This window comes from Pseudomonas sp. DG56-2 (assembly GCF_004803755.1).
GTDB classification, from domain to species: domain Bacteria; phylum Pseudomonadota; class Gammaproteobacteria; order Pseudomonadales; family Pseudomonadaceae; genus Aquipseudomonas; species Aquipseudomonas auratipiscis.
On record NZ_CP032311.1, the window covers coordinates 985,210 to 1,006,821 of the forward strand.

Genomic DNA, 21,612 nt, shown 5'->3' on the forward strand with positions numbered 1-21,612 from the left:
ATAACGACGCATCGAAAAACCGCCTTGATTGTTGCCGCGTTGGTGGTTGCAGGGCTGGCAGGTGTGGTCGGCCCGATGCTGTTGGGCCGCGATACCGAGCAGAGCACCAACGACGCCTATGTATCTGCCGATTACACCGTGGTTGCGCCGAAAGTGGCGGGTTTTATCAAACAAGTGCTGGTTGAAGACAACCAGCAGGTCAAGGCCGGCCAGGTGCTGGCGCTGATCGACGACCGTGATTATCAGGCCGCACTGGCGGCGGCCCAGGCGCAACTGTTGGTGTCCACCGCCCAGCAGCACAATGCCGGGGCGACTCTTGAACGCCAGGCATCCCTGATCGCTCAGGCGCAGGCGGCGGTAAGCGCCGACCAGGCTGAACTGGCGTTTGCCAATCATGAGCTGACCCGTCACAGCCGTCTGGCCGAGCAGGGCGCCGGCACCGTACAGAACGCCCAGCAGGCGCGCAGTCGAGTGGATCAGGCGCGTGCCCGCCTGGCCAATTCGCAAGCAGCGTTGGCCGCGACACGCAAACAAGTGGATATCCTTACCGCGCAGGTCGACAGCGCCGAGGGTGGGCTCAAGCATGCCCGGGCAAGCCTTGAGCGAGCGCAGCTGGATCTTTCCTATACCCGCATCGTCGCCCCCATAGAGGGCATGGTTGGCGAGCGTGCCGTGCGCGTCGGTGCCTATGTCAATCCGGGGGCTCGGCTGTTGTCGGTGGTGCCCTTGGAGCATGCCTATGTGGTCGGCAATTTTCAGGAAACCCAACTGACCCATGTGCAGCCTGGGCAACCGGTGCAGATCCTGGTCGATACCTTTGCCGACCAATACCTCAAGGGGCATGTCGAGAGTATCGCGCCTGCCACCGGGGTGACCTTTGCGGCAGTCAAACCGGACAATGCCACCGGTAATTTCACCAAGGTGGTGCAGCGGATTCCGGTGAAGATTGTTTTCGATGCCGACCAACCTTTGCTGCAGCGCCTGCGCGTGGGCATGTCGGTGGTGGCGAAAATTGATACCGGTGCCCAGCTCGCCGTCGGTGAAGAGGTCAGCGCCCGATGAAACCTGCGTTCGCCTTGTGCCCATTGCTGCTGAGCCTGCTCGCCGGTTGTACCTTAGGCCCCGATTTTCACGCGCCTTCGGGCAAGGCCCCGGCCCATTGGCCTGCGCTTCAGGAGATGCCAGCGCCGAGCCAGGCTCAGGCCGAGCCGCTGGAGCAACGCTGGTGGGAGAGCTTTCACGACGCCAAACTCACTGCCCTGATCGAGCGCGCCACGCAAGGCAACCTCGACCTGCAGATCGCCAGCGCGCGATTGCTGCAAAGCCGTGCGCTGCGTACCAGCATTGCTTCCGAGCAAACCCCAGCGGTCGACCTGGACGCCGGTTACAGCCGTGGCCGCAACAGCGCCCAAGGTCTGAGCGATCCCTCGGGCAAAGGCGGAAAGTCGGCGTTCAACCTCTGGCAAGGTGACCTGACCGCCAGCTGGGAGCTGGATCTGTGGGGCCGGGTACGCCGTCAGGTCGAAGCCGCTGATGCCGTGGTGGAAGTCGCCGAGAATGACCGGCGTGGCGTGCTGCTGTCATTGCTGGCCGAGACCGCCGGCAACTACATTCAATTGCGCGCGGTACAGAGCAACTTGAAGGTCACCCGGGAAAACCTCGAGGTCTCGCGGCATAGCCTGCGCCTGTCGCAAATGCGCTTGCGTGATGGTGTCGCCACCACGCTGGACGTTGCCCAGGCCAGCGCTCAGGTGGCGTCGATCGAGGCGCGCCTGCCAACACTGGAGGAGCGCCAGGCGCAATTGATCAATGCCCTGAGCCTGTTGCTCGCCGAGCCGCCGCGCAGCTTGCAGGCCCAATTGCAGGCGCCGGCCGAGATGCCGGCGCCGCAGCAGCGCTTTGCGATTGGCGTGCCCTCGGAGCTGGCTCAGCGACGCCCGGATATTCTCCAGGCCAACGCTCAATTGCATGCCGCCACTGCCAACATCGGTGTGGCCAAGGCTGATTTCTACCCGAGCATTCGCTTGTCGGGCAATGTCGGCTTTCAGTCGATGCAATTGTCCGATTTCGGAGGCTGGGATTCGCGCCGATTCGGCATCGGGCCGCAGTTGAGCCTGCCGATATTCGAAGGTGGACGCTTGAGTGGCGTGCTCAAGTTGCGCGAGGCCCAGCAGCAGGAAGCCGCGTTGCACTATCAACAAGTGGTGTTGCGTGCCTGGCATGAGATCGACGATGTCCTGCGGCTGTACAACGCCAGCCAGCTGCGCCGCGACCTGCTGGCTGAAGCCGTGCGCCAGAACCGTGTTGCCTTGCAGACGGCGCAGCAGCAATACGTCGAAGGCGCGGTGGATTTTCTCAATGTGCTCAGTGTTCAGGGCGCCTTGCTGGCCAGCGAGGAGCAGTGGGTCGAGAGCTCGGCCGCGGTGTCACAGGCCCTGGTGGGTTTGTACAAGGCCTTGGGCGGCGGTTGGCAAGCATTCGACCCGGCGATGACGGCCGCGGTTACAACGGACGATTGAGGCCGAAGCGCTTCTTCAACACGTTGTCCAACAGCGAACGCGGCAGCCAGCGGGCCAGCAGCGGCAAGGCATGACTGCCGTTGCCCAGGCGTACCAGCGATGGGGTGGGCTGTTTTTCCACGGCCGCCAACAGGCCCTGGGCGAACACTGCTGCTGAAGTTGGGCGGTCCTGCGAGGCGCGGGCGCGGGCGTGGATCTGTTCGCGCAGCGGCCACCAAGGCGAGTCGGCTGCCAGCACCTGCTCGGCCTGAGTCTGGGCGTTGTCGGCAAACTGTGTGGCAATCGCGCCTGGCTGCACTTCCATGACCCGGATGCCCATGGGCGCCAGCTCCAGGCGCAGGGCGTCGCTCAGCGCATGTACCGCAGCTTTTGACGCGCAGTAGGCACCCGCGAAAGGGGTTACCAGAACCCCGGAAACACTGCCGATGTTCACCACCAGGCCTTTGTTGCGACGCAGCGCCGGGAACAGCGCGCGAGTGACGCCAACCAGGGCAAAGACGTTGGTTTCGAACTGGCGCTGCATGGCTTCGACGCCACCATCGAGCAAAGGACCCATGGCGCCGTAACCTGCGTTGTTGATAAGCATGTCGAGGCCGCCATGCAGCGCCTGAATTTCCTCGCTCAGGCCTTGCAGCGCCTGGGCATCGTTGACGTCCAACTGGCGGCCGGTAAAACCGGCAGCGTCCAGACGTGAGACATCTTCAGCTTTACGTGCCGTTGCCCAGACTTCATAACCGGCATCTCTGAAACGTTCGGCGAGGGCGCGGCCAATGCCGCTGGAACAACCGGTGATAAGGACGATGGGCATGGACGATCCTTCGCAGCGCAGAAGAAGAGAGCCCGATCATACCCAGCTCACTGGCAGACGGAAACGCTAGTTGGAAAAGCTGCCGCGTAGTTGTTCGGCCCTGAACTCCAGAGACTGCGGACGATAACCCGGGCGCAACGCCGGCAGCGGCAGGCAGTCGCTCCATTCGGCGCCAGGCTGCAACGCGCCTGGGCCACGGTAACGCGGTGCGCTGTAGGTGTTTTCGCTGAGGTTGACGCTATCGCCGGGGGCATAAGCGGCGACCCGCCAGCGCAAAGTTTGCAGGGGTACTTCGTTGCCGTTTTTCATCTCGACGCGCAGGGGGCGGTCGGCCGGGCAGGTTTGTGGCGCATAGCTCAGGCGCAGTTCGAGCCGGGCCAGTTGGCGGGTTTCGCGGTTATCCTGCCAGACTACCCACAGCGCCACCAGGCCGAGGCCGAAAACGGCCGCTACGGAAATGGGCAGGGCTTTGGCGGGGTAACGCAGCAGCAGAACCAGCCAGGTGAGGACGAGCAGGGCGCCGATAAGCATGGACACAGCCTTGAATGCGGGTGTGCCTTTATCCTAACCGTAAAAATGCTTGCCCTCAAAAGCATCGCCGGCATGCCCGGCCCCTATTGAGAAGGATAGGAGCCGGGCATGATTTTACTGGGCGATGGTCTTGATCGAGATACCTCGCTCGATAGGTGTCGAGCGACCGTAGATGTCTTCGAAGCGCTCGATGTCGTCTTCGCCCAGGTAGCTGCCCGATTGGACTTCGATGATTTCCAGCGGGATCTTGCCCGGGTTGCGCAGGCGATGGACCGAGGCGATCGGGATGTAGGTCGATTGGTTCTCGGTCAGCAGGAACACGTTTTCATCACAGGTCACCTCGGCCGTACCGGACACCACGATCCAGTGTTCGGCGCGGTGGTGATGCATTTGCAGCGACAGGCAGGCACCAGGCTTGACCGTGATGTGTTTGACCTGGAAGCGTCCGCCCATGTCCACCGAGTCGTAGGAGCCCCACGGGCGATACACTTCGCAGTGGTTCTGGGTTTCGCTGCGGCCCTGCTCGTTGAGGGTGTTGACCAGCTGTTTTACGCCCTGAACCTTGTCCTTGTGGGCAATCATCATGGCGTCCTTGGTCTCGACCACCACGATGTTCTCAAGGCCGATCACCGAAACCAGTTTGCCGTTGCCATGGATCATGCAGTTGTGGCTGTCCTGGACCACCACATCACCTTTGGTGACGTTGCCATTGGTGTCTTTCTCGTGCACATCCCACAGCGACGACCAGCAACCGACATCGCTCCAGCCGGCGCTGAGCGGTACAACACAGGCGCGTTGGGTCTTTTCCATCACGGCATAGTCGATGGAGTTGTCCGGGCAACAGGCGAACGTGGCCTCATCGATGTTCAGAGTGTCTTCGTTTTCCTGGCTGCGCTCCAGCGTCAACAAGCAGGTGTCGTAGATGTCCGGGTCGTGCTTTTTCAGCTCTTCAAGGAAGCGGCTGGCGCGGAACAGGAACATGCCGCTGTTCCAGAAGTAGCCACCGGCCTGGACGAACTCCTTGGCACGTTTTTCGTCAGGTTTCTCGACGAACTGGGCAACCCGGCTGACGCCTTCCGGCAGCAGTGCGTCCTGGCTGGAACGGATGTAGCCGTAACCGGTTTCCGGCTTGGTTGCCGGCACGCCGAACAGCACCATTTCGCCACGCTCTGCGGCGACGGTAGCCAGGGCCAGGGCTCGTTGCAGGGCTTTCTGATCGTCGATCACGTGGTCGGCAGGCAGCACCAGCATCAGCTCGTCACGGCCTTCGTTGATCAGTTTCATGGCTGCCAGGGCAACCGCTGGCGCAGTGTTACGCCCGAAGGGCTCAAGCAGGATGGCCTGGGTTTGCAGTTTCAGGCTGCTCAGTTGCTCCTGGACGATAAAAGTGTGGTCCTTGTTACAGACCACCATCGGGGCGTCCATGCCTTCGAACACCAGGCGTTCGATGGTTTGCTGGAACAAGGTGTGTTCGCCGGTCAGGGCCAAAAACTGTTTAGGAAATTGCTTGCGCGACAGGGGCCACAGACGCGAACCGCTACCACCGGACAGAATGACTGGAATCATGAGTGTTCTCCGAAGATTGAAATAGGCAGTTGATTAACGGGTCGATACCGGGCGCTTGACCCAGACCGGCGACAGGTTGCTGCCGGATCCAGTGACGTAAAGCACCGCTGCTTCGCCGCGCTCCAAGGCCACCGGCTTCAGATCGCTGACTTTTTTGTCGCCTTCATACAGGGCCAGGCTGACCTTGACCGGGTTGATCTCGCGCTCGCCACGGGCCTTGGCGGCCACCGGCTTGACCACTTCGGTCTTGCCGTCGGCGGTTTTCAGGGTCAGGGCCTGGTCACTGAGGTTCTGTACCCGTACCAGGGATTTCTGTTTGTTCTTGAACGGCGGTTCCTCGACCAGTTGCGGCTTGCCCGAGGCGTTGTTGACCAGGGTGTAGTAATGATCGGAGGCGAGCTTGACCGGCAGGCTCTGGCTACCGAGCTTGGCGCTGTAGTCGCCTTGCGGCATGAAGCTGAAGTCGCTACTGGCCTGCGCGCCCACATCGTTGATCTGGGTGTTGCCGACGCTGGCGCTTACCGCTTGGTTGTCGGCGTTGTAGATGCGCACGAAGGTCGAACCTTTCGGCGCGCTCGGGCCATAGAGGGCGGCATCGGCGCCGGCCCAGGCCTGCAGTGAAAGCAGGCTCATACCGGCGGTCAGGGCAAAGGCTTTGGCAATACGGTGCTTGGTGGTCATGTGCGTTACCTCTCAGTGTTCCGTCCGATTGGACGACAGGGCCAGGTCTTGATTGGCATTACGGGTTTTCTTCAGCTGGGCGATCCACTGCGGATCGAAATCGCTGAGGTCGTTCTTCATTGGCAGATAGCGTTCCGGGAACTCCCAGATCAGCACCTGTGGGGCGCTGTCCTTGAAGGCGCCGCCCTGCAGGTACTTGAGCATTGGCAGCAGCGGGCCATGGCCGTCTTCGGCGTAATTGACCACGTCACTGCGCAGCGCTTGTTGCAGGGCGCCGAGGAAGTTCCAGTTGGGGTTGGCGCTGTAGCTGGTGCCGACCAGCGCCACGGGGATTTCGTTGTCGGCGAACAGCGCATCGTCGCTCGCGCTTGCGCCTTCGGCCGGGCGAGTGTTGCGCGCTTGCAGGGTGTCCGGTGGTGGCAGCAAGTTGCTGAACAGTGGGTCGAGCGGCAAGAAGTTGGTCAGGTCACCTTTGTACGGTGCGCTCTGGCGCTGTTCGGTAACGTAATGCTGCGGCTCGCCATTGAGCAGGTTCTGACGGCTGACAGCTTCTGCCAGGTGCTGGGCGACAACTTCGGCACCCATCGGCGTCCAGTGGGTGTCGGTGCGCAAAAACACCTGGCCCCGGCTTTTCGCGCTTTGCAGTGCAGCCAGCAGGTCGGGGGCGAACACGCCCGCCTGACGGGCCTGGGCGTGAAACTCGTTGTACAGGTCGGTGTGCAGACTGGCCGGAGTCTGTTCGCCGATGTACTCGCTGTACAGGCGCGCCTTGGCCGGCACGATGGCAAGCACCAACTGCACGCCATGCTGTTGCAGGGTGTCGCGCACGCCGCGAATCAGCGCCAGGTTTTCCTGTTCGAACTGGTCGCTGTTGGCGACCGGCTTGAACTCTTCGTCGCTGAACAGCCAGTTGTCTCGACCCAGCACCACACCGGGACGGCCTTCGTTGAACAGTTTGAAGTCCAGCGCTGCCCAGAGGTTGGTGCCGATGCGCTTGAGCGGAAATTGCGCGTCGTAATGGGTTTCCGCGGCCTTGGCCAGCTTGCCGTCGAGCACGCTCATTTGTGCCGTGCGCTGGAAGCTGCTGAGGCCGCCCAGTGACCACACCCCAAGGCCCAGGAGCAGGACGAGAAACAACACGGCGTAGAGTTTGCGTAATGATCGGGTCATGGTCGGCTCACTCAGAACTGGAAGTAGAGAAACGGCGAGTAGCTTTGTGCCGAGAGTTTGAGGATCGAGGCGACGAACAGCAGCAGCACCAGGGCGCGGGTGGCGTACAGCCCCCAGTCCAGGCTCAGGCTGCCGTCGGCATGGACTGCCACCGGGCTGGCCTTGGGCGTTGGCTTAGCGTTGCGGTAGAAGTCGCGTAGGCCAAAGAACGCCAGGGTGGCGTAGGCCAGCAGCAGGGTTGCCACTTGCAGGCTGGTGAGGTTGGCGCGGTTGAGTTCTGACAGTTGCCAGTCACCGAAGCTGAACATGGCGCCGTACATACGCCCGGCCACGTTGAGGTTTTCAGCACGGAAGATCACCCAGCCGACCACCACCAGGAGGAAGGTGAATGCCCATTTGATCGGGTTGAATCGCTGCGGGTTGGTGTCCAGGCCCAGGGCCCGCTCGATGGCCAGCCACATGCCGTGCCAGGCACCCCAGATGATGTAGGTGAAGTTGGCGCCGTGCCACAGGCCGCCCAAGAGCATGGTCAGGAACAGGTTGCGATAGGTGGCGAAGGTGCCGCCGCGGTTGCCGCCCAGGGTGATGTACAGATAGTCGCGCAGCCAGGTCGACAGGCTGATGTGCCAGCGCCGCCAGAACTCGGTGATCGACTGGCTGATGTAGGGCTGTTTGAAGTTCTCCATGAAGCGGAACCCCATCATCAGGCCCAAGCCGATGGCCATGTCGCTGTAGCCGGAAAAGTCGAAGTAAAGCTGTGCGGTGTAGGCCAGGGCACCGAGCCAGGCATCGCCTGTGGTCGGGTTCTGCAGGGCGAAGCAATGGTCGGCGACCACCGCCAGGGTGTCGGCAATGAAGACCTTCTTGATAAAGCCCTGCATGAAGCGCGTACAGCCTTCGGAGAACTTGTCGAGGGTGTGGGTACGGTGGTTGAACTGGTCGGCCAGGTCGCGAAAGCGTAAGACGGGACCCGCGATCAGGTGCGGGAAAATTGCCACGAACGCGGCAAAGTCGATCAGGTTGCGCGTTGCCGGAGTGTCGCCGCGGTACACGTCGATGATGTAGCTGATCGACTCGAAAATGTAGAAGGAGATACCGATCGGCAGCAGCACGTGAGTGAGGATGAACGGCTCAAGACCGAACGAGGTCATGATCTCGTTGATGCTGTCGACGCCAAAGTTGGCGTACTTGAAGTAGCCCAGGATGCACAGGTCGACGGCTACCCCGAGCAGCAGCCAGCGTTGTGCCGGTTTGGTGCGCACACCGGCAGCACCTACTTTCAGGCCGATCCAGTAATTCCACAGGGTGACTGCGGCAAACAGCGCCAGAAAGTCCACCCGCCACCAGGCGTAGAACAGGTAACTGGCCAGCAGCAGCAGTGCGTTGCGATAGCGTTGCCCGCTCAAGTAGTACAAGCCGAGAAAGATCGGCAGGAACAGGAACAGAAACACGTTGGACGAGAACACCATCCCGATCTCTCCTTGTCGTTATCCACAATCGGGGCAGCAGCCCCCCAAACCCCCCGTGAAAAATCACCGGGGAAACCAAATCGACCAACCCTGTGGGAGCGGGCTTGCCTCGCGATGCGGAGCAAGATTTTTTGCGCTTCGCGGGGCAAGCCCGCTCCTACAGGTGATGCGTTATTTCTTTTCGTAGATCCGGGTCAGGTCACCGCCAAGGCGGAAACTTTTGAACGGTTGCATGTCGTGTTTTTTCTTCAGCGCATCGGCATTGCAGCTGTAGAGGCTGCACCAGGGTTCGAGCCAGGCGTATTTGCTGTCGATTTTCAGGTCATCCATGTCCTGTTTCTCACCGCTCTTGCTCTTGAACGGGCTCGGGTCTTTAACCCCGGACAGCACTCGATCACCCAGGCGTTTGAGTGCAGCGTTGTTTTCCGGGCGGACATCGACACCGTTGGCCTGGGCGAAACTTGCGATCATCGCCAATGGCGGCAGGGCATAGTTGTGATAGGCCAGGGCGCGCTGCTTGCGGTGCAGTTCATTGGGCAAGAAGCCTTGGGCATCGACCTGATTGGCCGCCACCCGATACTCCTTCACCGACCAGTCGAACAGGTCGCGGCGGTCGGTCGCCACGGCGGTGGCCATGACCGACCAGGCGGCCCAGTAGGAGTGGTTGTTGATCTTCTCGAGCGGCAAGTCGCTCCAGTCCTTGACCACTTGATCGGCCAGGCGTGCGAACCACTTTTCGATCAACTCGGCTTGCTGTTGGTGGGCGGCCAGGGGTTGGGAGTTGGAGAATTTCAGTTGCAGCCAGGAAGAACTCAGGCTGCCCAGTGCCCATTTGCGCATGGACTTGCCGGTGTGGTTGTAGTCGGTGGACATCAGCGCGTCGGCACGTGCCCAGGTGCTCAACCAATCGAGCGTGCAATCCAGTTGCTGTGGGCGGCCATCGCGCATGTATTGCATCACCTGCTTGCTGACCCCGCGTTCAAGCGTGGTAATGCTCGCGGTGGAGTCGCGGAAGGCTTTTTCCGAGGCTTTGTTCAAGGTCGCCCGGGCCTTGTCCGAGCCTTCGTACTTACTGCGAAACTGCAGCTTTTCGGTGTATGGCTTGGGGATGGCTTCGCATTTGTAGTCGCTGGGCCCGGTCTTGAGTTTTTCGATACCCGCGTAGTAACCCTGGGGCGGCACCAGGCCGGCGGCCTGCACCGCCGGGCCGACCAGCATCAGTGCTAATGCAAGCACCTTGGCCCGGCCCTTGTGGGCGTGGGTGAATGTGGCGTGTGTGTTCATGAGCGGCTCCGTTTGCAGAGTGTGGCTTCGACCTTCTGCGTACCGTTTTCCGGGCCCTGGACCTCCACTGCCAGCAAGGTCTGACTGGCCCAGTCTTCATCCTCGCGCAGTTGGAAGGCAAAACGGCCATCGGTATCGGACGTCTCCGGCTTTTCGATCTTCACGTTTTCATGGCGGCCGTTGAGGTACCAGAGCTTGGCCTGCAAGACCTTTACCGAGGTGTCTGCAAACTTGATGTCCAACTGGTGCCGGCCGTTGACCAGATCCTTGATCACGCCACCCTTGCCGTTGACCATCAGTTCGTTGTTGCCCGGTTTGAGCGTGGCATTGGCGTGCATCAGCGCCGGCTTGCCTTCGCAACCGTTGTCGAGCAGTGCGAGTATCTGCCGCCAGATGGTTTCCTGATCCAGGCGATACAGTGGCGAGAATTCCCAGACAAGAATCTTCGGTGGATGGTTCTTGAAGTCATCGCTGCCCAGGTACTGAATCATCGAGCCTTCCAGGCCACCGCCAGGGAAGGCGACGTTGAGCACGTCGGCGCCGATGTATTGTTCAAGGAAACCCGAGAAGTTGTAGTTCTTGCCGCTGTGGCTGGTACCCACCAAGGTGATCTGCGGGTTGCCGGAATCGCCGAACAGGTCGTCACCGCCACTTTCACCTTTGGGCTCGGTGGTGAACTGGTCCATGTATTGCACTGCATAGCTGGTGCCGCACAGTTGCCCGGCCACGTTGTGCAGGGTACCGGTCTTGCCCATGCGCCCGGACTTGTGGCTTTCGAACTCGCGCTTTGGCACATCGGCGAAGGCCGGCATCTTGTGCACGGTTTCGGCCACGATCTTCGCGGCGCGCTCGGCGCCATACGGCGTCCAGTGCTGGTCACCACGGAAATAGAAGTCCTTGCCCTGGTCGGCTGCGGCCAATTGTTCGTTGGTCAGCGGCGACAAGTCGGGCACGTTGTAGCCCATCTTGCTGAAGCGCGTGAGCATCGCCTGGTAGTTGCCCAGGGCTTTCTCGTAGTTGAACGCGGCTTTTTCTGCTGGATTGAGCATGTTGCGGTTAACCAGGCCGCGGGTCGGCTGGTAAACCACGACCAGTTCGATACCGCGTGCCTTGAACGCATCGTGCACTTGCTGCAGGCGTTTGTAGCCGGCGGGGGTGGTCTGGAACTCGGTGCGCAGGTCTTCGCGGGTACGGAACAGCCAGTCGCCCTGAGCCTGTACCAGGGTGGTGAAGTTCTGCTGGTAGCGGGTGGTGTAACGGCTGGCATCGTGTGCCTCGGGGCACAGCTGGCAGCACGGCTCGGCGCTGAAGGTCGGGGCCGTTACGGCGTCTGCATGGGCACCGTTGCTGATCGCCATGAGCGCAGCACTGAGTCCAAGCAGTTTGATCAAATGTGGGGTCATGTCGTGGCTTCCTCAATCCGCCATTTCGGTCTGGCGTTCGACCGGATCGATCAAAACGGCTTTCTGCTGGCGCACCATCAGGTCGAGGATCTCGTCCTGACGTTCACCCAGTACACCGGAAAAACTGATACCGCTGGCCTTGCTCGGGGCCAGCATCGAGACCCGGTAGAGTTCCACGCTCAATGGCGAGTCGATTGACAACGGGCCGCTGCCGTTGGCCGCCAGCTCGCCACCAACGACGATCAGCGAGACCTTGGTGTCGAAAGGGTCCAGGGCAATGTCGCGGTCAGTGTCGGAGAGATCTTTGATGTGCCCATAGACACCCACCAGGCCGTTGGCCATGGCGACGTTTTCATACAGGCGGATGTTCACGCTGTTGCGTACGCGAATACCGTGGCGACGGTTGTTGATCAGCTTGTTACCCCAGATCAGGTTGTCGCCACTCTCGTACAGGGTGATACCGTCGGTATGGTTGCGGTAAATCTCGTTGTAGGCGATCAGGTTGTTGACGCTGTTACGGTCGATCACCACGCCCGAGAGCTTGTTGTCATAGCTCTTGTTATTAATGATCCAACTGTCGTTGACCTCACGGGAAACGATGATGCCGTGCTTCTTCTTGGTGCCATGCACGGTGTTGCCGGCGATGATCAGTCGGTGCGAACGGTCGTGGGGGTCGATGCCATAGACGATGTTGTCGCGGTAGGTGCTGTCCTTGACCACAAAATCGCTGGTTTCGTAGCAGTAGAAGCCGTACCACATGTCACTGAATTCCGAGCCAATGATCCAGCCGGTGGGTTCGGCGCGGCCCATCTGCTTGGCCATGTTCGGCGTGTACTGGGAAATGCTCACCCCGTAGGACTTACTTTTGGCGTAGCCGAAGCTGGCCATCTGGGTGTTGACGATGTAAGTCTCGGTGCCGCCCCACGACAGCAGGAACGGGCGGAATTCGTTGGCGGAGCGGAAAGTGGCCGGGCCATTGTCCTTCTCGCGCCAGCCGGTGACCTTGCTGTCGGTGACGAACAGTTTGCCGTCGTTGACCAGGAATGATCCGCCTTCCTGGGACAGGCGCAGTTCCTTGACCTTGGCGTCAATCTCCAGCACACCCTTGGCGCCAACCACGATGGGCAGGCGCGCCAGGTAAACGCCGGGCGCGGTTTCAGTCAGGTACTGCTTGGGTACGTGCTTGCTCAGCTCGGTGAAGTCGACGTGACCGTCATCGATAAAAATGGCCTGGGGGATGCCGTGTTGACGCGCTACCCATTCGGCCATCTTGTTGTCGCCACCGATGAACTCCTTGAGCGCGTCTTCCTGCAGCATGCGCCGCACCGTGACCTTGCCCTTGTGGGTGCGCTGGAGCTTTTTCTGCACGGCTTCGGCGGTGTAGCCGGAGAGGTCGGGCAGGGTCGGCGCGGGAATCTGCAACGGCTCGATCGGCGCGCTGCTCACGGTGTATGTCTTGGCCTGCTGCAGTTCCTTGGCCACCGTGGTCGGTGCCTGGCTGTTGGCCAGGGCGATGCTGCTGGCCAGCAGCAAGGTGCCGGCCAGCATGCACTGGAAGGTGTTCGATTGAAGGCTCATATCAGTGCACTCCAGGCATCAGAAGCGCCAGATAACGTCGACGAAGGCGCGGTGCATGTAGGAGTCCGCTTCCTTGCCATAGGCGTCGCCCGGCTTGAATACACCAGCACGCAAGCGCACCAGCGCCGAAGGTTCGTCGATGGACTGGCTGAGGGCGGCTGGCAACAAGCCCTGCTTGAAGTACTTGGTGACCACTACGTCCATTTCTTGACCAAGGTCTTTCTCACCCTGGACCAGCGGACGGTTGATGCCGTTGTCTTCGACAACCGCGTTGATACCGCTGCTGCCGATGTTCTGGTTGCCGTCCACACGCCAGAACTTGTGGTAGATCAAACTGGCGTCGTAGTCGTCGCGCAACTGCCAGGAGGTGAACAAGGTGGCCGCCTGGAGGTTGCCCAGTTCACCGCGAAACGCTTCGCCGAAGCGGTGTACCCGCGAGCGGGTGCCAGTGAAGTTGGAGCGGTTGCTTTCCAGGCCGGTTTGCTCGTAGTTGCTCGAACCGTCGCTGCCACCGCCGCCGCTGCCGCGGGCATAGGCAGCACCGACCTGCCAGTTGGGATCAAGGCGCAAGCGGATCCCGAGGTCGGTGGCCCAGGCGTTGACGTCGCCACTCTGCTTGCCGCTGGCCACTTGCTCGCCGTTGACGGTGGTGGTGTTGAGGCTGTCGCGATCACCGCTCAACCAGGTCACGCTGCCCCAGTAGTTGACGCGATTCTGATTGCGCCAGTTGTAGGCGTCGCTGTTGGCTTCAAGGCCCAACCAGGTGAGGTCACCGGTGCGCGTCTTGTCCAGTGCATCGACCGTTTCGCCCGGGCTCTTCAGGTTGCCGTCGTCATGGGTGTGATGAGCACGCAAGCCGACCCAGTGTCCCGGTGTCCATTGCGTGGCAATGTCGCCATAGACATGCAGGCGATCCTTGTCTTCAGGAGCCAGCTCGGTGAGGTCAGTGCGGTATTCACTGAAACGTTCGGCCACGCCGAGGTTGGCACGCAGCAAAGTGGTGTCGAAGGTCCAGTTCAGCGCTTCGATGTTGGTGTCGCGCCACATGCCGTCGTCGTTGCGCAGGCGCTGGCGGCCGAAGCGCAGTTGCTCGCCGGGGTAGGCGGTCAAGCCGCTGTAGCCGACCCAGAACTCGCGCATCGCCAGGTAGCTTTTGTCTGCCTCGCGACCGTCTGCGCGGCCGGTGTCGGTTTCGGCTTCATCGCCCGACTGGCGCAGGGTGTCGGTCTCGATGATGTCGGTGGCCGCTACCGCCTGGCCCATGGCAAAGGCGCTCCAGTTGCCACGTTCGCCGTAGACCCAAGGACGCAGGTCCAGGCCCAGACCGTTGACGTCACCACCGGAGCGGGTGCCCAGGTCACGGTCGTCTTCGGACTGGCCGGTGATTTTCACGTCCAGACCAAAATTCTTTTCGGCAGTCATTGCGGCCAGGGTCGGGCATGACCAGAGCACGGCGAAGCCAAGGCCCAGGCCGGCTTTCATCCACGGATTGAGTGTCATAGGGAATCCTCGCCTTGTTCAGGTGCTTGCACAGCTTGCAGGGCCAAGGCGCCTGCGCCTGGGCCGATGGCGCCACGAGACTGGCGCTCTTGCTGCAACAGGCGCTCGGCCTGGGCTTTTTGCGTTGGGGAGAGTTGCTGGTCGAGCTCGGCGCTCAACGCTTGCGACTGTTCGCTGGGATTGGCCTGCGCCAGTTGGCTGAACACCCAGGCATTGACCAGGTCCTTGCGGATGCCGTGGCCTTCACTGAACAGCTGGGCCAGGGCGTAGTCGGCGCTGAGCTGGCCACCGCGGGCGGCGGTGAGCAGGTGGTCGACCGCTTTCTGTGGGTCGACATTGCCCAGGTAGCCGCGGCGATAAAGTTGGCCCAGGTAGTAATGAGCGCTGATTTCACCGGCATTGGCGGCACTGAGCAGATGGCGTTCGGCCTTGTGTGCATCGGCCGGCACGGTCTTGCCTTCGTAGTACAGGCGACCAAGCAAAAGCTCTGCCCGAGGCTGCTCGGTGGCCCGGCCCTTGTCGATGTACTCCATCAACTTGTCAGTGTCGCCGAGTTCGGGAAAGTCGTAGAGCAACTGTGCCAGGCTGACCCAGGAGCCGGGGTTCACCGGAGCCACGTGTTCGAGCAGCGCCTGGGCGGTTTTCTCGTCGGTCTGTCCCAGGCTGCGATCGGCCAGCACGCGGGCCACACTGTCGACCCGGGTGGCGGGAATCGTGCCGCGTTGGTAGGCGCTTTTTACACTTTCAATCAGCGCAGCCTGTTGATCGGCCTGACCGCGTTTCTGGTAAACGGTTGCCAATTCGACATAGCAGATATCGGTTGCCGTCAACGCGGCTTTGCAGATCCGCTCAACCTCGTCCAGATGCTGGTCGTAGGTGTTCTGGGTGCGGTACAGCAGGATCTGCGCCAGGCCCGCTTCCGGGTAGCCGGCAGCGCGCCATTGATCGATCTGTTGCTGGGCGTTGGTGTTCGGAAAACTCTGTGGGTATTGCAGGTAGAGCATCGCCAGCGGAATCAGGGTATTGCCCTCACCGTTGGTGAAGGCTTTCTTGAGCAGGGTTTCGGCTTCCTGGCGCTCGGCTGCAGAGGCGTCCGGTTTGGCGGCCAGCAGACGACCCAGGCGCGCCTGGGCGCGGGGCGAAATGTCGGCGGCTGCGCGGTAGGTTGCTTCGGCTTCCTTGAGCTTGGCCGGGTCGCGGGTTTCTACCTGAATATCGGCCAGGCCAACCTGGGCTTCGCTGTAACCGAGGTCGGCCAGTTGCCGGTAGTTCTGCTCCGCCAGGGCCGTGTCGCCGCGCTTGAGTGCTTCGTTGGCCAGGCGCTGGTCGGGCAACCCTGCACAACCGGCCAGGCTGATGGCCAGCGCCAGGCCCAACGCAGCACAACAATGGGAGTGAGTAAGGGTCATGGGCGGATCCTCTTAGAGCCCACGGGCCACTGCTTTGTCGATCAACCAGTCCAGCGATGGACCACTGTCGCTGTCGACCGCTACCGGGCGCCCGGCCAGTTCGCTAGGCAGTGCGCCTTCTGGCTTGATCTGCACACGAATGTCGGAAGACAAGTCTTCGCTGTTCAGGCTGGTGCTGCTGACGATTTCACCGCTGCGCCATTGATCGTCGCCTGCAATCTGGAAGTTGACCCGGGTGCCTGGCTTGACGTCGTCGAACTGGCGATAGCTGAAACGCGCCTCGATGGTTGGGTTGGCCGTGCGCGGGATCAGTTGGAAAATCACTTGGCCTTTGCTCGCGTACTGGCCGTCATCCACCAGTTGGCGGGCGACCACGCAATCGCAGGGGCTGGTAAGGGTGCCGCTCATTTGTTTGCCGAACAGCTCTTCGACTTTGCTCGGTTCCAGTTGCTGGTCGTCCAGGTGACCTTTGAGCATGTCCAGCATGCTGGTGCTGAACGAAGCGAGCGGGGCGCCCTTGACTGCATTGCCACCACTTTCGATCAGGCTTTGCACCGTGCCGTCGCGAGGCATGGTGACGTTGGTGGTCGGCACGCTGACCACACCGGCCTGGGCGTGACTGACGAAATACAGGCCATACACGGATTTAGCGATAAAGCCGAAGGCGGCGACCCCAACCACGAACACGCCGAGGCTGAACGTCACGGCCCGCAGGCGACCCAAGGCGCTCATGCCACCGCTGGCGTCTTTCTGTTTACGCGCCTTGGTGAAGTTGTCGCGCTGCAGGGTGCTTAGCACGTCGCCCATGGTGATCAGCTCGCCCGACAAGTGCGAGGTGATGATGTGGCGCAAGGTGGCGATATCGCGCGGTTCCAGGTTCTGGAACTGCACGCCGGTGCGGCCGCTGGAGGAATCGTAGGAGCGCACCTGGAACTCGATGTCCATCGCCAGGCCGAGTTTGTCGACGGTGAACTGCAAGCGGCCGCGCAGTACCTCACCCACTTTCAGCGGGTGTTTGGCATGGAAGCTCAGGCCCCCGGCGGACAGGTCGTCGACCTTCACCTCCAGGGTTTCGCGGTTACTCCCCAGGTAACGCAACTTGGCGGGGATGCGCACCCGGGCGTGCTGGCGCTGGGCTTCGGACTCATGCACGACATTGACGTTCACGGCGGTATTCATGGCAATTTGTTCCTGTTTAATCCAATCGGGTTCCGGCTCACACGACCATGAACAGCACAGCAACGAAGATGCTGGCCGCCGAGAAGGTCATGGTCCGGGAGGACCAGGTGTTGAACCATTGTTGAAAGCTGGCGAGGTCGCGTTTGAGTGCAGTGGGCTGGCGGGTCCAGGACTGCTTGTCGAGGCGGAAGAACACGTAGATCTTCATGATCGCGCCGACGATCTGGTTGTAATAAAGAATCAGCGGGTAGGCCGGGCCGATGGAGTGGCCAGAGCACAGCAGCATCAGAGTGAGGATCAAGCGGGTGATGCCGATCCACAGCAGGTACACCAGCAGGAACGCCGGACCGAACTTGAGGCTGGCAATGACCGCCACGGTCAGGCCGAGCAGGCTGGTCCACATCGATACACGCTGGTCGAACAGCACCACGCTGGTGAACAGCCCCAGGCGGCGAATGCCCAGGCCCAGGGCCCGTGAGTTCTGGCGCAAGTTGTTGCCGTACCAGCGGTACATGAGTTTGCGGCTGGCCTTGATGAAGCTTTTTTCCGGTGGGTGCTCGACCGTGTTGATCGCTGCATCCGGCACGTAGAACGTGTCGTAGCCCAGGCGCATGAGGCTGAACCAACTGGACTTGTCGTCACCGGTCAGAAATTTGAAACGGCCCAGTCGCCAGTGCTGCAAGGAGTCGTTCTCGACGTCGGCGATGAACTCGGCGTTGGTGACCACGGCGGCGCGGAACACCGACATGCGTCCGGTCATGGTCAGTACGCGTTTGGACAGGGCCATCGAGCACATGTTGATGTGGCGTTGGGCGAAGCGCAGCTTGTGCCATTCGCTCATGATGTAACCGCCACGCACTTCGCAGAATTCGTTGGTGGTCAGGCCACCGACATTGCCGAACAGCTTGAACCAAGGCACGGTCTTGCGTACCACACCCTCTTCGAGCACGGTGTCGCCATCGATCACCGCAACCACCGCATTGTCGTCCGGTAGGTGGCGGGAGATGGCTCGAAAGCCGTAAGCCAGGCCGTCGCGCTTGCCAGTACCGGCGATGCGCACGAAGTCGAGGGTGACGCGATCGGGCGGATTGAATTTTTCCCAGAGGCTTTTCACCAGCAGTTCGTCGGACATTTCCACCAGCGAGCAGACCACAGTGGTTGGATAGCCGCAGGCGATGGCCTCGCGGATCACCGAGCTGTAGACCTGGGCGGTGGTCAAGGCATCGATGCGAAAGCTGGTGACCATCAGGTAGACATGGGATGGATCGGCGGCGCTACCCAGCTTGCGTACCTTGCGGCGCAGCAGTGGGTAGACCACATAGAGAAACAGCATGCCGCGCACGAAGTGAATGGCACCCATGGAGTAACGCCAGATACCGACGGCGCCGACGAGGAAAATGAAGTCCTTCGAGTCGGGGTCGAAAATGGACTTGGGCAAGGCCAGGGCGATCAACATGAGCAGGCTCACGTAGAACAGCCAACCGGCGACCTGTAGCAGGCCGTGCTTGAGCCTTTGCATGTTCTGCATCCGTATCCAGAGATGAGGAGGGTGATGTGCAGGGCCCGTAGGCCCTGCGCAGCCTGCCGGGTTTACCAGCAGATACCTTCGGTGCGAGTGGCCGGGGAGGTGGCCTTGCTCATGAAGCCAACCAGGTCGATGACCTGCTTGCCTTCAGGCGCTTGCTGGGCGAGGGCGCGGAACTTCTCGTCGCGGTTGCCCAGTACGATGACGTCGGCGTGTTTGATGACCTGGTCGAAGTCGGCATTGAGCAGCGAGGAGACATGCGGAATCTTCGATTCGATGTATTCCTTGTTCGCTCCGTGGACGCGGGCGTATTCGACGTTGCTGTCGTAGATGTTCAACTCGTAGCCCTTGCCAATCAGGCGCTCGGCCAGTTCGACCAGCGGGCTCTCGCGCAGGTCATCGGTGCCGGCCTTGAAGCTCAGGCCGAGCAGGGCGACTTTGCGCTTGTCGTGGCTTTCGATGATGTCGAAGGCGTTTTGCACCTGCGAGTCGTTGCTGGTCATCAACGAGTTGAGCAGCGGCGCCTTGATGTCCAGGCTGCTGGCCCGGTAGGTGAGGGCGCGCACGTCTTTGGGCAAGCACGAACCTCCGAAGGCAAAACCTGGGCGCATGTAGTACTGCGACAGGTTCAGCGACTTGTCCTGGCAGACCACGTCCATCACTTCGCGACCATCGACACCCACGGCCTTGGCGATGTTGCCGATCTCGTTGGCGAAGGTCACCTTCGCGGCGTGCCAGACGTTGCAGGTGTACTTGATCATCTCGGCCACTTCGATGTCCTTGCGGATGATCGGCGCATCGAGTTCTTCGTACAGCGACTGCAGAACGTCGCCGCTGGCCTTGTCCAGTTCACCGATTACAGTCATGGGCGGCTGGTCGTAGTCTTTGATCGCGGTACTTTCACGCAGGAACTCAGGGTTTACCGCCACGCCGAAATCGACCCCGGCTTTCTTGCCCGAGCAATCTTCGAGAATCGGAATGACCACGTTCTTCACCGTGCCCGGCAGTACAGTGCTGCGCACCACGATGGTGTGGCGGGTGGCTTTTTCGCGCAGCACGTAGCCGATTTCGCGGCACACCGACTCGATGTATTCCAGGCCCAGATCGCCGTTTTTCTTGCTCGGCGTACCGACGCAGATCATCGACAGTTCGCTGTCGCGGATGGCCGCTGCGAAATCGGTGGTGCCACGCAAGCGACCCGTGTCGATGCCTTGTTGCAAGAGTGTTTCCAGCCCGGGTTCGACAATTGGCGATTTGCCCTGGTTGATCAGGTCGATCTTGGTCTTGGAAACATCCACGCCAATCACTTCATGACCCCGTGCGGACAGGCAGCCAGCACAGACTGCACCTACATAACCCAAACCAAAGATGCTGATACGCATCGCTATCACCTCATGTGTTTATCTTGCCGGCTCAACTTTCAGAGCCAGACCGGGTTGATTAACCAACAGTTTTCCGGGCGAACGGAGTTGTGGCAAAAAGATGTCACTTCACCGATCGCAGGCATATAAATAGGGAGTACAAAATGTTCCTGTACTCGAAGTTAGTAGCCAGTGGCCAATAGTTGTGGACGTGCCCTTTAATGCAGCCGTCTTTATTGCAGTTCTGTGTTCAGATACTGCAGTGCTTGCTCTTTCAAGTGGATAAATCCTTTGAAATCAACCACTAGGACGAATTTATCGGGCGCGGATCTCCTGACTGAAACTCAAGGTAGTTGTTGGGTTTTCTCCCAACAGTGGTGTAGGTCATTTCTCACAACAGGATGGAAAATCGTTACGGGTGGTATGAGCCGTATGCGCAGGCATAAGTTCCGGGAAGGGTTCAGCGGACGTGAAAGATTTTTAAATAATTCTTCAAGTGCCAGTACTTTCATATTGATGGCACGCGACAGTTTCGTCCCTATATACAAAGGATGAAGTTGCGCAGGGATGTTTTTATGCCAGCATCGAAAAATAATTTTCGAAAAACGTCAAAAAATTACGAATGGTCTGAGCGGTATCGTTGATGGAAAATAGCCGTCAAATTTGAGGCGCCAATTTAATGGCTTTTTTGAGGGGCGACGCCCCCACAATTGCTGTGGGAGCGCTTGCTATGCCTGTCGCGGTTTTATTCGTCCGGATGGTCGCGCAGGAACACCAGGTTATCCGGCTTCGATTGCTCGGCACTGTAGTAGTAGCCTTGCACGTCAAACTGCTTGAGCAGCTGCGGATCGTTGATCCGTTCCTGGATCACGAAGCGGCTCATCATGCCTCGGGCTTTCTTGGCGTAGAAGCTGATGATTTTGTACTGGCCGTTCTTGAAGTCGCGAAACTCGGTATTGATGATGCGCGCCTTGAGGGCCGTGCGCTTGACCGCGCTGAAGTACTCGTTGCTGGCCAGATTGAGCAACAGGTCGTCGCCCTGTTCGGCCAGGGCCTGGTTCAACCATTCGCTGATGCGCGTGCCCCAGAAGGCGTACAGGTCCTTGCCGCGGGCGTTGGCTAGCTTGGTGCCCATTTCCAGGCGATAGGGTTGCATCAGGTCCAACGGGCGCAGCAGGCCGTACAGCCCGGAGAGCATGCGCAGGTGGTCCTGGGCATAGCTGAAGTCGTCTTCGCTCAGGCTTTGGGCATCTAGCCCCGTGTATACGTCACCTTTGAAGGCCAGCAGCGCCTGCTTGGCGTTCTCGGGGGTGAACGCCGGGTTCCAGCAACCGAAACGGGCGGCATTGAGGCCGGCAAGTTTGTCGGACAGGTGCATCAGCTCGCTGATCTGCGCTGGCGACAGCTCGCGCAACTGTACGATCAGCTCCTGGGAGTCGTCCAGGTATTGCGGCTGGGTGTAGCGCTGGGTCACAGGCGGGGTGTCGTAGTCGAGGGTCTTGGCGGGGGATATCACCGTCAGCATCGGTCGGGCTCCTTAATTTGTGGGGCCGATTCTACGGGGCGAGGGCGCTGATCTCCAGCTATGACATTGATAGCCACAGACCATCCCGACGCTTGACGCTATAG

General features: G+C 60.5%; 17 protein-coding genes. 2 read left to right on the forward strand and 15 right to left on the reverse strand.

The features are described from left to right. Together D3Z90_RS04675 and D3Z90_RS04680 are read left to right on the forward strand one after the other, a co-directional pair. Positions 1 to 1,062: an HlyD family secretion protein gene (locus D3Z90_RS04675; RefSeq protein ID WP_136478879.1), complete on the forward strand. Its 1,062-nt coding sequence runs from the start codon at positions 1 to 3 to the stop codon at positions 1,060 to 1,062. Continuing rightward, on the forward strand, positions 1,059 to 2,519 hold the full coding sequence (locus tag D3Z90_RS04680) for an efflux transporter outer membrane subunit (RefSeq protein ID WP_136474627.1): 1,461 nt from the start codon (positions 1,059 to 1,061) through the stop codon (positions 2,517 to 2,519). The genes D3Z90_RS04675 and D3Z90_RS04680 overlap by 4 nt, the downstream gene beginning before the upstream one ends. On the opposite strand, the gene D3Z90_RS04685 is transcribed toward D3Z90_RS04680, so the two are convergent. From D3Z90_RS04685 to yaaA, 15 genes are all read right to left on the reverse strand, one after another. Beyond that, the gene (locus D3Z90_RS04685) at positions 2,503 to 3,327 is read right to left on the reverse strand and encodes an SDR family oxidoreductase (RefSeq protein WP_136474628.1); all 825 of its coding nucleotides are present in this window, start codon (positions 3,325 to 3,327) and stop codon (positions 2,503 to 2,505) included. The two genes, D3Z90_RS04680 and D3Z90_RS04685, sit on opposite strands and share 17 nt — an antisense overlap. Before the next feature lie 66 nt (positions 3,328 to 3,393). After that, on the reverse strand, positions 3,394 to 3,858 hold the full coding sequence (locus D3Z90_RS04690) for a multidrug transporter (RefSeq protein ID WP_136474629.1): 465 nt from the start codon (positions 3,856 to 3,858) through the stop codon (positions 3,394 to 3,396). Positions 3,859 to 3,972: 114 nt separating this feature from the next. Continuing rightward, positions 3,973 to 5,424 (reverse strand): mannose-1-phosphate guanylyltransferase/mannose-6-phosphate isomerase, encoded by a 1,452-nt coding sequence (locus D3Z90_RS04695; RefSeq protein ID WP_136474630.1) that lies wholly within the window; start codon positions 5,422 to 5,424, stop codon positions 3,973 to 3,975. A gap of 33 nt (positions 5,425 to 5,457) precedes the next feature. Further along, the gene (locus D3Z90_RS04700; RefSeq protein ID WP_136474631.1) at positions 5,458 to 6,105 is read right to left on the reverse strand and encodes an alginate O-acetyltransferase AlgF; all 648 of its coding nucleotides are present in this window, start codon (positions 6,103 to 6,105) and stop codon (positions 5,458 to 5,460) included. Positions 6,106 to 6,117: 12 nt separating this feature from the next. Continuing rightward, positions 6,118 to 7,275 (reverse strand): alginate O-acetyltransferase, encoded by a 1,158-nt coding sequence (locus D3Z90_RS04705; protein WP_136474632.1) that lies wholly within the window; start codon positions 7,273 to 7,275, stop codon positions 6,118 to 6,120. Between the two features lie 11 nt (positions 7,276 to 7,286). Further along, on the reverse strand, positions 7,287 to 8,744 hold the full coding sequence (locus D3Z90_RS04710; protein ID WP_136474633.1) for an MBOAT family protein: 1,458 nt from the start codon (positions 8,742 to 8,744) through the stop codon (positions 7,287 to 7,289). A gap of 171 nt (positions 8,745 to 8,915) precedes the next feature. Then, complete coding sequence (locus D3Z90_RS04715; RefSeq protein ID WP_136474634.1) at positions 8,916 to 10,028, reverse strand: mannuronate-specific alginate lyase; 1,113 nt, start codon at positions 10,026 to 10,028, stop codon at positions 8,916 to 8,918. Next, positions 10,025 to 11,431: an alginate O-acetyltransferase gene (locus D3Z90_RS04720; RefSeq protein WP_136474635.1), complete on the reverse strand. Its 1,407-nt coding sequence runs from the start codon at positions 11,429 to 11,431 to the stop codon at positions 10,025 to 10,027. The genes D3Z90_RS04715 and D3Z90_RS04720 overlap by 4 nt, the downstream gene beginning before the upstream one ends. Before the next feature lie 12 nt (positions 11,432 to 11,443). Next, positions 11,444 to 13,009, reverse strand: coding sequence for a mannuronan 5-epimerase AlgG (gene algG / locus D3Z90_RS04725; RefSeq protein ID WP_136474636.1), 1,566 nt, complete (start codon positions 13,007 to 13,009; stop codon positions 11,444 to 11,446). An 18-nt stretch (positions 13,010 to 13,027) separates the two neighbouring features. After that, positions 13,028 to 14,509, reverse strand: coding sequence for an alginate export family protein (locus D3Z90_RS04730; RefSeq protein ID WP_136474637.1), 1,482 nt, complete (start codon positions 14,507 to 14,509; stop codon positions 13,028 to 13,030). Then, a complete protein-coding gene (gene algK / locus D3Z90_RS04735) occupies positions 14,506 to 15,918 on the reverse strand; it encodes an alginate biosynthesis TPR repeat lipoprotein AlgK (protein WP_136474638.1) in 1,413 nt (470 codons plus the stop codon). The genes D3Z90_RS04730 and algK overlap by 4 nt, the downstream gene beginning before the upstream one ends. A 12-nt stretch (positions 15,919 to 15,930) precedes the next feature. After that, positions 15,931 to 17,097: an alginate biosynthesis protein Alg44 gene (locus tag D3Z90_RS04740; protein ID WP_136474639.1), complete on the reverse strand. Its 1,167-nt coding sequence runs from the start codon at positions 17,095 to 17,097 to the stop codon at positions 15,931 to 15,933. Positions 17,098 to 17,134: 37 nt separating this feature from the next. Further along, on the reverse strand, positions 17,135 to 18,625 hold the full coding sequence (alg8, locus tag D3Z90_RS04745) for a mannuronan synthase (protein WP_371922247.1): 1,491 nt from the start codon (positions 18,623 to 18,625) through the stop codon (positions 17,135 to 17,137). A gap of 62 nt (positions 18,626 to 18,687) precedes the next feature. Further along, the gene (locus tag D3Z90_RS04750; RefSeq protein ID WP_136474641.1) at positions 18,688 to 20,004 is read right to left on the reverse strand and encodes a nucleotide sugar dehydrogenase; all 1,317 of its coding nucleotides are present in this window, start codon (positions 20,002 to 20,004) and stop codon (positions 18,688 to 18,690) included. A 724-nt stretch (positions 20,005 to 20,728) separates the two neighbouring features. Continuing rightward, a complete protein-coding gene (gene yaaA, locus D3Z90_RS04755) occupies positions 20,729 to 21,508 on the reverse strand; it encodes a peroxide stress protein YaaA (RefSeq protein WP_136474642.1) in 780 nt (259 codons plus the stop codon). Between the last annotated feature and the right edge of the window lie 104 nt (positions 21,509 to 21,612).

Coding starts and splice junctions, on each gene's coding strand:
- alg8 (WP_371922247.1), bottom strand. CDS start 18,625: ATGCAGAACATGCAAAGGCTCAAGCACGGCCTGCTACAGGTCGCCGGT.
- algK (WP_136474638.1), bottom strand. CDS start 15,918: ATGACCCTTACTCACTCCCATTGTTGTGCTGCGTTGGGCCTGGCGCTG.
- D3Z90_RS04685 (WP_136474628.1), bottom strand. CDS start 3,327: ATGCCCATCGTCCTTATCACCGGTTGTTCCAGCGGCATTGGCCGCGCC.
- yaaA (WP_136474642.1), bottom strand. CDS start 21,508: ATGCTGACGGTGATATCCCCCGCCAAGACCCTCGACTACGACACCCCG.
- D3Z90_RS04715 (WP_136474634.1), bottom strand. CDS start 10,028: ATGAACACACACGCCACATTCACCCACGCCCACAAGGGCCGGGCCAAG.
- D3Z90_RS04705 (WP_136474632.1), bottom strand. CDS start 7,275: ATGACCCGATCATTACGCAAACTCTACGCCGTGTTGTTTCTCGTCCTG.
- D3Z90_RS04700 (WP_136474631.1), bottom strand. CDS start 6,105: ATGACCACCAAGCACCGTATTGCCAAAGCCTTTGCCCTGACCGCCGGT.
- D3Z90_RS04710 (WP_136474633.1), bottom strand. CDS start 8,744: ATGGTGTTCTCGTCCAACGTGTTTCTGTTCCTGTTCCTGCCGATCTTT.
- D3Z90_RS04750 (WP_136474641.1), bottom strand. CDS start 20,004: ATGCGTATCAGCATCTTTGGTTTGGGTTATGTAGGTGCAGTCTGTGCT.
- D3Z90_RS04720 (WP_136474635.1), bottom strand. CDS start 11,431: ATGACCCCACATTTGATCAAACTGCTTGGACTCAGTGCTGCGCTCATG.
- D3Z90_RS04730 (WP_136474637.1), bottom strand. CDS start 14,509: ATGACACTCAATCCGTGGATGAAAGCCGGCCTGGGCCTTGGCTTCGCC.
- D3Z90_RS04740 (WP_136474639.1), bottom strand. CDS start 17,097: ATGAATACCGCCGTGAACGTCAATGTCGTGCATGAGTCCGAAGCCCAG.
- D3Z90_RS04680 (WP_136474627.1), top strand. CDS start 1,059: ATGAAACCTGCGTTCGCCTTGTGCCCATTGCTGCTGAGCCTGCTCGCC.
- algG (WP_136474636.1), bottom strand. CDS start 13,009: ATGAGCCTTCAATCGAACACCTTCCAGTGCATGCTGGCCGGCACCTTG.
- D3Z90_RS04695 (WP_136474630.1), bottom strand. CDS start 5,424: ATGATTCCAGTCATTCTGTCCGGTGGTAGCGGTTCGCGTCTGTGGCCC.
- D3Z90_RS04690 (WP_136474629.1), bottom strand. CDS start 3,858: ATGCTTATCGGCGCCCTGCTCGTCCTCACCTGGCTGGTTCTGCTGCTG.